This window comes from Cupriavidus sp. 2TAF22 (genome assembly GCF_052115045.1).
Taxonomy (GTDB): Bacteria; Pseudomonadota; Gammaproteobacteria; order Burkholderiales; family Burkholderiaceae; genus Cupriavidus.
Window position 1 is genome coordinate 78,387 of sequence record NZ_JBFRFX010000022.1, and the last position, 12,564, is coordinate 90,950.

Genomic DNA, 12,564 nt, shown 5'->3' on the forward strand with positions numbered 1-12,564 from the left:
GATTGTGCCGGCTGCGCTGCGCGCCGGCCCTACAATGGCGGCAACCCGGATTTTACGCTTATGCCAGCCAACCTGACCGATGCCGCCCCCGCGGGCGCGCCCGATTCCGCCTTTCCTGTCCTGCCGGACGCCACCGGCCTGTCCCTGCGCCGCCAGGCGCTCGCCATCCTGTGCCTCGACGACGCGCGGCAGAAGGCGGCTGCCACGCGCCGCTTGCGCCAGGCAGCCGCCGGCATGGCGCCGGAGGCACTTGGCGTTGCCGAAACCATCGCCGCGGAACTGCCGGTGCCCGGGCGCCCGGCGCTGCCGGAACTGGTGGCGCCGCAGCGCGTAGAGCGTCGCCGCTCCATCCACACGCCGGCCGGCCGGGCCGCGATGATCCACGCGCTGGCCCATATCGAGTTCAATGCGATCAATCTCGCGCTCGATGCCCTCTGGCGCTTCGGCGGCATGCCCGCGGCCTTCTATCACGACTGGCTGCGCGTGGCCGACGAGGAGGCCCTGCATTTCACCCTGCTGGCGGATCATCTGGGCAGGCTGGACGCGTGCTATGGCGATTTCCCGGCGCACAACAGCCTCTGGGAAATGGCGGACAAGACGGCTGGCGACGTGCTGGCGCGCATGGCGCTGGTGCCGCGTACCCTGGAAGCCCGCGGACTGGACGCCTCGCCGCCGGTGCGGGCCAAGCTGGCGGCCGCCGGCGACCACGAAGCCGCCGCCATCATCGATATCATCCTGCGCGACGAAGTCGGGCACGTGGCGATCGGCAACCACTGGTACCGCTGGCTTTGCGCCGGACGCGGGCTTGACCCGGTCGAGACCTATGGCGAACTGGCGGTACGCTACCAGGCGCCGCGCCCGCGTCCGCCGTTCAACCTGGGAGCCCGCCGTGCCGCGGGCTTCGATGATGACGAGCTGGCCTGGCTCGAGGCGCAGGCAGCTCAGTAGTGCTCGGTCACGAGCATCAGCCCCGGCTGCGCGCCGTCCGGCACATCTCCCCTGGAGAATCTCATCGTCTCGACCGAGGCGCGCGCGGACTTCAATTGCACCGTCTTGCCCGGCATCAGCGGCAGTGACGCAAACTCGGCAGCCTGGGTGCCGTTCTGCGGGCAACTGACCGATGCGGCGGGCGTTCGCCCGCCGCTGATCTGCGGAAGGCAGGACGGCGCGACGATGGCGCCGCGAAAGACGATCATGCCATCCGCAGCCCACGCGGGCGCCGAGAGCCATGCACATGCCAGGGCCAGGGCCAGAGGCAGGCGGCGCGGGAGATTGCGGATGGAGGCGTTACCGGTGCGTGGTTGCGTGCTCATTTTGTTCCCCTGTTGGTGGTCGAGCGGATGTCAATTCAGGCTACGTCGTCGGAAATTTCTTCTAATTTGTTCAGAATTTTATGTCTCAATATTAGGAAATACAATCGAGCTTGGTGGAAATTTCCTATGCATTTTTTCTAGTGCCTTGTTTCAGGTCATGTCCCATTTCCGGCGGGCTTGCGTTTTTGGAGTGCAACTTCTAGTTCGGATTTTTCTTATTTGAAGCGCGTGTCCTGGTTTTTGTTTTTTATAAGAAAAGTCTTAAAAAAGAAAATGAAATGATCGTGGCCGATGGATTGAGAGCGTTGCCAGGGCAATCGTGCGCAGATGGATGCGGACCATCGGTGCGGCACCCCCATGTATTCGCTAACGTCAGTCCCGGCGAATACTTGACGGCAAAATCCGGCCGGGCAGGATGGCCGCCGGGCCGGAACGGGAAGATGTGAGCAAGGAGGGGGGCTGGCCGGCTGTGCGGTGGCCAGCCCCGGGGGCTGGCCTAGCGGGACGGCGTCGTGCCGCGCTGCGCTTCCATCTCGCGCAGCAAGCGCCGCTGGATCTTGCCGGTAGTGGTCATGGGCAATTGCGCGATGAATTCGATGGACTTGGGGTATTCGTACGGCGCGAGCTGGCCGCGTACATGCTGCTGCAGCTCCGCGGTCAGCGCGGCATCGGCCTGCGGGGAGCGGGCCACGGACGGCAGCAGCACGATGAATGCCTTGACCACCGCGCCGCGCTCCGGATCGGGCGAGGGCACCACGGCGCAGTTCGATACGGCGGGATGCTTGAGCAGGCAGTTTTCGATCTCGCTCGGACCGATGCGGTAGCCAGACGATTTGAAGACATCGTCGGCGCGCCCCTGGTACCAGAGGTAGCCGTCCTCGTCGATGCGTGCCATGTCCCCGGTGCGGCACCAGCGCAGGCCATCGTGCTCCAGGTACCTGGCGGCGGTAGCCGCCTCGTTGCGCCAGTAGCCGAGGAAGAACACCGGGTCCGGATGCCCGTGCGCGTCTGTACTGCACACGGCGATCTCGCCCTCGTCGCCCGGCGCGCAGGGCTGGCCGTCTTCATCCACGACGGCGAGCCGGTGGCCGGGATAGGGGCGCCCCATGGAGCCGGGGCGCGCCGGCCAGCCGAGCTTGCCATCGTCGTTCTGCGCGGTGCAATTGCCCACGATGTAGTTGATCTCGGTCTGCCCGAACATCTCGTTGACCACCACGCCGAGCGCGTCGCGGCACCAGGCGAACACGGTCTCGCCCACGGCTTCGCCCGCGCTCATCAGCGCGCGCAGGTGCAGGCGGTATTGCGCGCGCGGCGCCGGGCAGGTCTTCATCATCTGCTTGAGCGCGGTCGGGAACAGGAAGGTATTGGTGACCCGGTAGCGCTCCATCAGTTCGAAGGCGACCTGCGCGGAAAAGCGCCCCTGGTAGCCTACGATCGGCTTGCCGAAATACAGCGCGGGCATCAGCGCGTCCCACAGGCCGCCGGTCCAGGCCCAGTCGGCCGGACTCCAGAACACATCGTCCGCCTGCGGATACCAGTTCTGCGAGCAGACGAAGCCGGGCAGGTTGCCGATCAGGGCGCGGTGCGGAATCACCGCGCCCTTCGGCGGCCCCGTGGTGCCGCTCGTGTAGATCAGCACCGCGGCCTCGTCGGCCTTGGTCTGCTCGGCGGTGAAGGACGGCAGCTCGGCTGCCAGCAGCGCGGTCCAGTCATGCTCCGCGCGGCCGGCGGCGGCGCCCACGCCGATCACGCAAGCCAGCGCCGGGCACTCGGGGCGCGCCGCCAGCAAGCTGTCGATGGCGCTCTCGTCGGCAATCGCCACGCAGGCCTCGCTGTGCTGGAAGCGATAGGCCAGCGCTTCGGGGCCGAACAGCATCGACAGGGGCATGGCAATGGCGCCGAGCTGGTAGATCGCCATGTGCGCGATCACAGTCTCGATGCGCTGCGGCATGACGATGCCGACGCGGTCGCCGCGCGCCACGCCGAGCGCGCGCAGCGCGCGCGACAGGCGGTTTGCTTCGGCCTGGATATAGGCGTAGCTGTGGCTCGCGCGGCGGCCGTCTTCGTGTTCGGTGTAGACCGCGACCCGGTCGGCGCTGGCGGGATCGCGCGCCCAGCGGCCGCAACATGCCTCGGCCAGGTTGAAGTGCTCGGGCACGTGCCAGCGGAAGCTCTCGTGCAGCGCGCGGTAGTCGTCGCGCCGGCTTGAGGGCGGGGGGGATTCGGCCATGCTGGGTCTCCTGTTCTTGTGTTCGTCCTGCATCCTGTGCCGCCGGCGGGCGCTTGCCCGGTCCGGCTTGCCGCTATAATCCGCAAACGAACGATCGTTCTATTTTTATCGGGCTTCCCTGTCGTCGCGGGTGAAAGCGTCGGCCAGGAAGGCACCGGGGAGACAACCATGACAATCAGAGAAACCTCGCGCTCGGAATTTATCACGTTGCGCGGGCTCGACATGCACGTGCGCCACTGGGGTCGCCCCGGCGCGCCGAAGCTGTTCCTGCTGCACGGCTGGATGGATGTGGCTGCGTCGTTCCAGTTCATGGTGGACGCGCTGGAGCGCGACTGGCACGTGATCGCGCCCGACTGGCGCGGCTTTGGCCAGACCGGCTGGCCCACGCGCTATCCGGGCACGGAGTCTTACTGGTTCGCCGACTACGTGGCCGACCTGGAGGCGGTGCTCGACCATTTCCACCCTGACGCGCCGGTGAACCTGGTGGGCCACAGCATGGGCGCCAATGTGGCCTGCATCTATGCCGGTATCCGTCCGGCACGGGTGCGCCGCGTGGTGGACCTCGAAGGCTTCGGCATGACGGCCACGCGCGCGGAACAGGCGCCCGGGCGCTACGCGCGCTGGCTTGACGAGCTGCGCGAGCGCCCGGAGCTCAGGACCTACGACAGCCTGGAGGCCGTGGCGGCGCGGTTGCAGAAGACCAACCCGCGCCTGCCGGGCGAGCGCGCGGCCTTCCTGGCCCAGCACTGGTCGGCGCGCAATGCGCAAGGCCGCTGGGAAATCCTGGGCGACCCGGCGCACAAGATGATCAACCCCGTGCTGTACCGGCTCGACGAAGTGATGGCGATCTGGGCGGAGGTCACCGCGCCGGTGCTGCATGTGGAGGCGCGCGACTCGCAGACGCTGCGCCATATCGCGCGCCACCAGCCGCTGGATGAATTCCGGCAGCGCTTCAGGGCTTTCCGCGACTTCCGCGAGGAGATTGTCGACGCCGCGGGCCACATGCTGCATCACGACCAGCCACGCGTGGTGGCGGCGCTGGTGGAGTCGTTCTGCGCGTGATGCGGCGCGCCACGCTCAGGCGTGCGTCAGCCTTTCCTTGAGCGCGGCGTTGTTGCTGGTATGCACATGCACCAGCGCCTTTTCAGGGAACGCGTAGTGATAAGCCTTGCGCAGCGCCAGCGCGGCCTCGTGAAAGCCGGACAGGATCAGTTTCTGCTTGTTCGGGTAGAAGGCGATGTCGCCGGCGACGAAGATGCCGCGGCGCGAGCTCTCGTAGGTAGTGGTGTCCACCACGATGCGGCCGGCGCGCATGTCGAGATCCCACTGCGCGATCGGGCCCGGTTCCGACACCAGGCCATACAGCGCCACCAGCTCGTCCGCGGGCAGGCTGATGGTCTCGTCGCGCGTGCGGATATCCACGCCGCTCAGGGCGTCGCCTTCGGTCTTCAGCGCGCCCAGCATGCCCACGACGAAGTCCATCTCGCCGGCTGCCACGGCGGCGCGCATTTCCGCCACCGAGCCGTCGGCGGCGCGAAAGCCTTCCCGGCGGTGCAGCAGCGTCACGCGCGCGGCGGTCTTGCGCAGCGCCAGCGCCCAGTCCAGCGCGGAGTCGCCGCCGCCGGCCACCACCACGCGCTTGCCGGCGAAGCGCGTCACATCGCGCACCGCGTAGTGCAGGTGACGGTCTTCCAGCGCCGCGGCTTCGGGCAGCGCCACGCGTTGCGGGGCAAAGGCGCCGGCGCCGGCGCAGATCAGCACGGCGGCCACGTCGAAGCGCTTGCCGCCGTCGGTGGTGACCAGCAGGCGGTGCGGATGATCGTGGGCGCCTTGCCCTGGCGCGGCGGGCGCGCGGGGGATTTCCTCCAGGCCGTTGGCGCGTTCGTTGAAATGCATGGGAAACGCGAACGGCGCGCACTGTTCGAGCAGGCGGTCGACCAGGTCCTGCGCCAGGCAGCCGGGCACGGCCGGAATGTCGTAGATCGGCTTCTCCGGATAGAGCTCGGTGCACTGGCCGCCGGCGCGGTCCAGCACGTCGACCAGTTCGCACTTCAGGCCGAGCACGCCTGCCTGGAAGGCCGCGAACAGGCCGACCGGGCCCGCGCCGACGATCAGGACATCGGTACGGATCACATCGGGCCCGACAGTGAAGGCGGCGGCGGGGGGGCTGGCGGGCGTGGCGGAAGCGTCGGTCGGCATGGCTTGGCGCACGGCGCGCGCTGCGCCGGCGGGGAGGAGGATTGCAAGGCCCCAACTATACCGCGCGGCGCGCCGGACAAGCCCGACGCCAGCGTTGGTGGCAGGGCTATCGGCGCTGCCGGGCGGCATGCACTGTGTGCGTCGTCCAACGCGCGCCGGGCCGCCGCGGGAGTAGAATAGCGGCATGCAAAACCCTCACGCCATCAACGCCGATCTTCATTGCCACTCAACCGTGTCCGACGGCATGTTGTCGCCACGCGAAGTGGCCGGGCGCGCCCATGCGGGCGGCGTGGCTTTCTGGGCGCTGACGGACCACGACGAGGTGGCGGGCCAGACCGAGGCGCGCGCCGCCGCCGAGGCACTCGGCATGCGCTATGTGCCCGGCGTGGAGATCTCCGTGACGTGGGCCGGCCAGACCGTGCATATCGTCGGCCTGCAGATCGATCCGGCATGTCCGGCGCTGGTCCAGGGCCTGGAGGCCACGCGCTCCGGGCGCGCCTCGCGGGCGCAGGATATCGGCGAGGCACTGGAAGCGGTCGGCATCGAAGGCGCCTACAAAGGGGCGTTGCGCCACGTGGGCAACCCGGACCTGATCTCCCGCACGCACTTCGCGCGCTGGATGGTGGAGCAGGGACTCTGCAAGTCCGTCAGCGATGTGTTCAGCGAATACCTCGGCGAAGGCCGCCCGGGCTATGTCGGGCATCGCTGGGCCCGGCTGGGCGACGCGGTCGGCTGGATCCAGGCCGCCGGCGGCATTCCGGTGATGGCGCATCCGGGCCGCTACAACTACACGCAGCTCCAGCATGACGCGCTGTTCGACGAGTTCGTGCAGCTCGGTGGCGCGGCGGTCGAGGTGGTGACCGGCAGCCATACGCCGGACCAGTACCGCCAGTATGTCGATGTCGCGCACCACTATGGCCTGATGGCCTCGCGCGGCTCGGACTTCCACGGGCCCGGCGAAGGGCGCATCGGGCTGGGCTCGCTGCCCCCGCTGCCGTCGTCGGTCACACCGGTCTGGCATGACTGGTAAGCCGGTGCGGCCTCCGGCCGCCCGGCGCCTCCCTGGCCCGCCCCCGTCATGCGCACCGTCCGCTCCCCTTCCTCGCAGCTCCCGCCCGGCGTGCACGCGGCCTTTGCGCCGGGCCTGCGGCCACTCGCTTTCAGCCCGCACATGTCCCAATACTTCGATATCCACCCGCTCAACCCGCAGTCGCGGTTGATCAAGCAGGCCGCACAGATCATCGGCAAGGGCGGGCTGATCGCCTTGCCGACCGACTCCAGCTACGCACTTGCGTGCCGGCTCGACGACAAGGCCGCGGTCGAGCGCCTGCGCCGCCTGCGCGGCATCGATGACAAGCACCACCTGACGCTGATGTGCAGCGACCTGTCCGAGCTGGGCAACTTCGCGCGCGTCGACAACCGGCAGTACCGGTGGCTCAAGGGCGCCACGCCCGGGCCCTATGTGTTCATCCTCGAGGCCAGCAAGGAAGTGCCGCGCCGGCTCTCGCACCCGGCGCGCAAGACCATCGGCGTGCGCGTGCCCGACCACCCGATCCCGCTGGCGCTGCTGGCCGAAGCGGGCGAGCCGCTGATCTCGGCCACCCTGCAGCTGCCTGGCGACGAGGTGCCGCTCAACGAGCCCGAGGTGATCCGCGCCCGCCTGGAGAAGCAACTCGAGCTGGTCATCTGCGGCGGCGCCGCGCCGGCGCAGCCGACCACCGTGATCGACCTGACGAGCGGCGAGCCCGAGCTGATCCGGCAGGGTCGCGGCGACATCGGGCGCTTCGGCCTCTAAAGCGCCGCCTTCACTTTCCGCGTGGCGCAGCCGCCGCGCGTCGCCTGCACGCCGGGACCCCGGTACAATAGCGCCCCATGGATTCTTCCCTGATTCAGACCCTTGCGGTCTACGCCCTGCCGGTGCTGTTCGCGATCACGCTGCACGAAGCCGCCCACGGCTACGTGGCCAAGCTGTTCGGCGACAACACCGCCTATATGATGGGCCGCGTCAGCATCAACCCGGCGCGCCACATCGATCCCATCGGCACCATCGCGGTGCCGCTGTTGCTCTATTTCATGACCAGCGGCCAGTTTGTGTTTGGCTACGCCAAGCCGGTACCGGTTGCCTTCGACCATCTGCGCAATCCGCGCTGGCATGGCATGTGGGTGGCGCTGGCCGGCCCGGGCAGCAATGTGCTGCAGGCCTTCCTGTGGGCGCTGATGGCGATCGGCCTGGTGCTAACGCAGGTGCAGGAGCCCTTTTTCAGCCAGATGGCGCGCGCCGGCGTGCTGGTCAACCTGGTGATGGCAGCCTTCAACCTGTTCCCCGTTCCCCCGCTCGACGGCGGCCGCGTGCTGACTGCGCTGCTGCCGCAGCAACTGGCGCGCGCCATCTCGCGCATCGAGCCCTATGGCATTTTCGTGGTGCTGGCCCTGGTGGCCGCAGGCGTGATCACCAGGGTCTGGATGCAGCCGGTGATGGGCGCCCTCAGCGGGCTGGTGCAGCTGATGCTGCAGCCCATCCTGGCACTGGTGCAATAAGGCCTGGGGCGGAGCGCTTCGCCTCATCCGGGCACGCTTGCGAGCCACGCCCGGACACGCTGCATCGAACACGCTGTACCAAGTACCGAATTCCCACACAAATACCGACATGTTTCCCGACCGCGTTCTCTCCGGCATGCGGCCCACCGGCGCGCTGCACCTGGGCCATTATCACGGCGTCCTGAAAAACTGGGTCCAACTGCAGGCCGAGTATCCATGCTTTTTCTTCGTGGCGGACTGGCATGCCTTGACTACCCACTACGAATCGCCCGAGGTGATCGGCGAGTCGGTGTGGGAGATGCTGATCGACTGGCTCGCGGCCGGCGTCGATCCCGAGCGCGCCACGCTGTTCATCCAGAGCCGCGTGCCCGAGCACGCCGAGCTGTTCCTGCTGCTGGCGATGGGCACGCCGCTGGGCTGGCTGGAGCGGGTGCCGACCTACAAGGACCAGATCGAGAAGCTCAAGGACAAGGATCTCTCCACCTATGGCTTCCTCGGCTACCCGCTGCTGCAGGCGGCCGACATCCTGATCTACCGCGCCGGCCGCGTGCCGGTGGGTGAAGACCAGGTGCCGCACGTGGAGATCACCCGCGAGATCGCACGCCGCTTCAACTACCTGTACGGCCGGCAGCCGGGCTTCGAGGAGCGCGCGCAGGAGGCCGCCAGGAAGCTGGGCGGCAAGCGCACCAAGGCCTATCTCGAGCTACGCCGCGCCTACCAGGAGCAGGGCAAGACCGAAGCGCTGGAAGAGGGCGCGGCGCTGGTGGCGCAGTCGCAAAGCCTTTCGACCGAGGACCGCGAGATGCTGCTGGGCTACCTGGGCGGCTCGCGCAAGACCATCCTGGTCGAGCCGCAGGCGCTGCTGACCGCGGCCTCGCGCATGCCGGGGCTGGACGGCCAGAAGATGTCGAAGTCCTACGGCAACACCATCCGCATGCGCGAGGACAAGGCATCGGTGGAGAAGAAGGTGCGCACGATGCCGACCGATCCGGCACGCGTGCGCCGCACCGATGCGGGAGAGCCGGCGCGCTGCCCGGTGTGGCAGCTGCACCAGGTCTACTCGGACTCGCCCACGCGCGAATGGGCGCAGGCGGGCTGCCGCAGCGCGGGCATCGGCTGCATCGAGTGCAAGCAGCCCGTGATCGAAGGCATCCTGCGCGAGCAGCAGCCGATGCTCGAACGCGCGCAGAAATACATGGACGACCCCGCGCTGCTGCGCGCCATCGTCGCGCATGGCTGCGACAGGGCCGGCCAGGTGGCACGCGAGACCATGGCCGACGTGCGCGCCAACATGGGCCTGGGGTACCGATGAGCACGACGGGCGGCATGCCGCCGCTGCATGCACCGGCCCCGCCCTCGTCATGGGTGGTGCGCTGGGCGCACCTGGTGCGCCCCCAAGCGCGCGTGCTCGACCTGGCCTGCGGCAGCGGCCGTCATGCAGCGTGGTTCGCGGGCCGCGGCCATGCCGTGCTTGGCGTCGACCGCGATGGCGCTGCGCTGGCTGCGCTGCCTGCAAGCGTCGAGAAGCTGGTGGCCGACCTCGAGCAGGGCGCGTGGCCACTGGCAGGGCTGGCGCCGTTCGACGCCATCGTGGTGACCAACTATCTGCACCGGCCCTTGTGGCCGCACCTGCTAGCCGCGCTGGCGCCTGGCGGCGTGCTGATCTACGAGACGTTCGCTGCCGGCAACGAGACCGTCGGCAAGCCATCCAATCCGGACTTCCTGCTGAAGCCGGGCGAGCTGCTGGAGGTCGTGCGCGGCAGCCTGCGCGTGGTCGGCTACGAAGATGGTATGCTCGAAGCGCCTAAAACTGCCTTTGTGCAGCGCCTCTGCGCAATTCGCGAGGTGGCGGACGAGGCTGGCGGCGCCGCCGGCCGTGCGCCGCCGCGTTATCCTTTGCCGGCCTGAAGTGCGGCCCGGGTCGTTTGCCGGGCCGGTCGGCGAGACCCGGGCTTCACGCGTTGAACCGGCTTGGGTTTTCCCCGGTCGAAGGTGCGGTCGGAAGGCCCGGGCTATCCGGTACAATCGCGGTATTCGTTTCCCGAATTCTCATACGTTATGACACAGATTAACGGCAGCATCGTCGCAATCGTGACGCCGATGCAGGAAGATGGCAGCCTGGATTTCCCCGCGCTGCGCGCCCTGGTCGACTGGCACGTTGCCGAAGGCACCGACGGCATCGTGATCGTCGGCACCACCGGCGAGTCGCCCACCGTGACGGTGGACGAGCACTGCGAGCTGGTCCGCGTGGCCGTGGAGCAGGCCGACAAGCGCATCCCGATCATCGCCGGCACCGGCGGCAACTCGACCAAGGAAGCAATCGAGCTGACCGCCTTCGCCAAGAAGGTCGGCGCCGATGCTTCGCTGCAGGTCGTGCCTTACTACAACAAGCCGACCCAGGAAGGCATGTACCGGCATTTCCGCACCATCGCGGAAAGCGTGGACCTGCCCGTGCTGCTGTACAACGTGCCCGGCCGCACCGTGGCCGACATGCAGCCCGAGACCATCCTGCGCCTGGCGCAGGTGCCGGGCATCGACGGCGTGAAGGAAGCCACGGGCAATATCGACCGTGCCGCCCAGCTGATCAAGGATGCGCCGGAAGGCTTCGCCATCTACAGCGGCGACGATCCCACCGCGATTGCGCTGATGCTGCTCGGCGGCCATGGCAATATCTCGGTCACGGCCAACGTGGCGCCGCGCAAGATGCATGAGCTCTGCGTGGCGGCCTTGAAGGGCGACGCTATCACCGCGCGTCGCATCCACATGGAACTGGTTGCGCTCAACAAGGCGATGTTCGTCGAGGCCAACCCGATTCCCGTCAAGTGGGCACTCCAGCAAATGGGCAAGATGCAGGGCGGTATCCGCCTTCCGCTCACCCCGCTGTCACCGGAATACCACGACGTGGTGCGCAAGGCGCTGTCGGATGCCGGCCTTCTCGGCTGATCCCGCAGCACCCTGCCGTCGTCCCATCAACTAGGATTGCGTGTCAATGAAACTCAAGCTTAACCGCCACGGTGCAATGCAGGTTCGCCGTGCCGCCCTGGTCTTGCCCGTGCTGGTGGCAAGCGCGATGTCCGGCTGCAGCAGCATCAACGATGCGATGGCACCCGACAAGATCGACTACAAGTCCAACGCCAAGCGCACCGGCACGCTGGACGTCCCGCCGGACCTGACCAAGATCGAAGGTGACCGCCGCTACTCGGTGCCCGACCAGAACGGCACGTCGACGCTGTCGACCTACAACCAGACGAACAAGGTAGCTCRGCAGCAGGTTGGCACCGAGAACGTGCTGCCCGCCACGCAAGGCGTGCGCATGGAGCGCGACGGCAACCAGCGCTGGCTGGTGATCAGCAACGGCATGCGCTCTGACCAGTTGTGGCAGTCGCTGCGCGAGTTCTGGCAGGAAAGCGGTTTCCTGCTGGTCCAGGATTCGCCCGAGACCGGCATCATGGAAACGGACTGGGCCGAGAACCGTGCCAAGATCCCGCAGGATTTCATCCGCAACACCATCGGCAAGGTTTTCGACGGCCTGTACTCGACCTCCGAGCGTGACAAGTTCCGCACGCGCCTGGAGCGCTCGCAGAACGGCAATATGGAGATCTTCATCAGCCACCGCGGCGCGCAGGAACAGCTGACCGGCATCGACAAGTCGCAGACGGTCTGGACCGCGCGTCCCTCCGATCCCGAGCTGGAAGCGGAATTCCTCTCGCGCTTCGCGCAGCGACTCGGCGTGCAGAAGGAGCAGGCCGACCGCATGGCGAAGAACGGCGGCACGCCGGCAGCGGCCGGGGCCTCTGGCGCGGCGGCTGCTCCTGCGGCGGCGGCCAAGGCACCCGCGGCGGGCAGCAACCTGACGCAGGTCAATGGCACCCAGGCGCTGCAACTGGCCGAGCCGTTCGACCGCGCATGGCGCTCCGTCGGCCTGGCGCTGGACCGCGTCAACTTCACGGTGGAAGACCGCGACCGCGCCCAGGGCCTGTACTTCGTGCGCTATGTCGACCCGCGCGACACGGTCGATAACCGCGGCTTCTTCTCCAAGCTGTTCACCAAGACCGGCACGGAAGATAGCAAGCGGGCGAAGAAGTACCGCGTTGCGCTCAAGGGCGACGGCACCGGCACGACCGTGACGGTGCAGAACGACGCCGGCCAGCCGGAAGGCACCGAAGTCGGCAAGCGCATCCTCTCCCTGCTCGACGAGCAACTGCGCTGATCGCGGTGAGCGCTGCGCAAGTACGCCCGCGGCGTCCTGCCGCGGGAAGCTCCCGCAAACTGCCGTGCGAGGCT

At 67.9% G+C, this 12,564-nt stretch carries 12 protein-coding genes; 9 read left to right on the top strand and 3 right to left on the bottom strand.

Features of this window, described 5'->3' with window-relative positions; genetic code table 11:
- Positions 1 to 60: 60 nt before the first annotated feature.
- Positions 61 to 948: a ferritin-like domain-containing protein gene (locus tag AB4Z48_RS24830; RefSeq protein WP_441618858.1), complete on the top strand. Its 888-nt coding sequence runs from the start codon at positions 61 to 63 to the stop codon at positions 946 to 948.
- Here AB4Z48_RS24830 and AB4Z48_RS24835 read toward each other — a convergent pair.
- Positions 942 to 1,313, bottom strand: a complete 372-nt coding sequence (locus tag AB4Z48_RS24835) for a hypothetical protein (protein ID WP_441618860.1) — start codon at positions 1,311 to 1,313, stop codon at positions 942 to 944. The genes AB4Z48_RS24830 and AB4Z48_RS24835 overlap by 7 nt on opposite strands.
- A gap of 496 nt (positions 1,314 to 1,809) precedes the next feature.
- Positions 1,810 to 3,543, bottom strand: coding sequence for an acyl-CoA synthetase (locus AB4Z48_RS24840; RefSeq protein ID WP_441618861.1), 1,734 nt, complete (start codon positions 3,541 to 3,543; stop codon positions 1,810 to 1,812).
- Between the two features lie 168 nt (positions 3,544 to 3,711).
- On the opposite strand from AB4Z48_RS24840, the gene AB4Z48_RS24845 reads away from it, so the two are divergent.
- On the top strand, positions 3,712 to 4,605 hold the full coding sequence (locus AB4Z48_RS24845) for an alpha/beta fold hydrolase (RefSeq protein ID WP_441618863.1): 894 nt from the start codon (positions 3,712 to 3,714) through the stop codon (positions 4,603 to 4,605).
- Positions 4,606 to 4,620: 15 nt separating this feature from the next.
- Here the strand turns inward: AB4Z48_RS24845 and AB4Z48_RS24850 are convergent, their stop codons facing one another.
- Positions 4,621 to 5,742: an NAD(P)/FAD-dependent oxidoreductase gene (locus AB4Z48_RS24850; RefSeq protein ID WP_441618934.1), complete on the bottom strand. Its 1,122-nt coding sequence runs from the start codon at positions 5,740 to 5,742 to the stop codon at positions 4,621 to 4,623.
- Between the two features lie 184 nt (positions 5,743 to 5,926).
- On the opposite strand from AB4Z48_RS24850, the gene AB4Z48_RS24855 reads away from it, so the two are divergent.
- The 7 genes from AB4Z48_RS24855 to bamC all read left to right on the top strand — a co-directional run bounded on the left by AB4Z48_RS24855 (position 5,927) and on the right by bamC (position 12,490).
- Positions 5,927 to 6,772, top strand: coding sequence for a 3',5'-nucleoside bisphosphate phosphatase (locus tag AB4Z48_RS24855; RefSeq protein ID WP_441618864.1), 846 nt, complete (start codon positions 5,927 to 5,929; stop codon positions 6,770 to 6,772).
- Between the two features lie 141 nt (positions 6,773 to 6,913).
- Positions 6,914 to 7,537 carry an L-threonylcarbamoyladenylate synthase gene (locus AB4Z48_RS24860; protein WP_441618866.1) on the top strand — a complete coding sequence of 208 codons (624 nt, stop codon included), beginning with the start codon at positions 6,914 to 6,916 and terminating at the stop codon, positions 7,535 to 7,537.
- A 77-nt stretch (positions 7,538 to 7,614) separates the two neighbouring features.
- Positions 7,615 to 8,280: a site-2 protease family protein gene (locus tag AB4Z48_RS24865; RefSeq protein WP_441618868.1), complete on the top strand. Its 666-nt coding sequence runs from the start codon at positions 7,615 to 7,617 to the stop codon at positions 8,278 to 8,280.
- A 109-nt stretch (positions 8,281 to 8,389) separates the two neighbouring features.
- On the top strand, positions 8,390 to 9,592 hold the full coding sequence (locus AB4Z48_RS24870; RefSeq protein ID WP_441618869.1) for a tryptophan--tRNA ligase: 1,203 nt from the start codon (positions 8,390 to 8,392) through the stop codon (positions 9,590 to 9,592).
- On the top strand, positions 9,589 to 10,188 hold the full coding sequence (locus AB4Z48_RS24875) for a class I SAM-dependent methyltransferase (protein ID WP_441618871.1): 600 nt from the start codon (positions 9,589 to 9,591) through the stop codon (positions 10,186 to 10,188). The genes AB4Z48_RS24870 and AB4Z48_RS24875 overlap by 4 nt, the downstream gene beginning before the upstream one ends.
- A gap of 150 nt (positions 10,189 to 10,338) precedes the next feature.
- Positions 10,339 to 11,223, top strand: coding sequence for a 4-hydroxy-tetrahydrodipicolinate synthase (gene dapA / locus AB4Z48_RS24880; protein ID WP_441618873.1), 885 nt, complete (start codon positions 10,339 to 10,341; stop codon positions 11,221 to 11,223).
- Positions 11,224 to 11,269: 46 nt separating this feature from the next.
- Positions 11,270 to 12,490 carry an outer membrane protein assembly factor BamC gene (gene bamC, locus AB4Z48_RS24885; RefSeq protein ID WP_441618875.1) on the top strand — a complete coding sequence of 407 codons (1,221 nt, stop codon included), beginning with the start codon at positions 11,270 to 11,272 and terminating at the stop codon, positions 12,488 to 12,490.
- Positions 12,491 to 12,564: the final 74 nt, after the last annotated feature.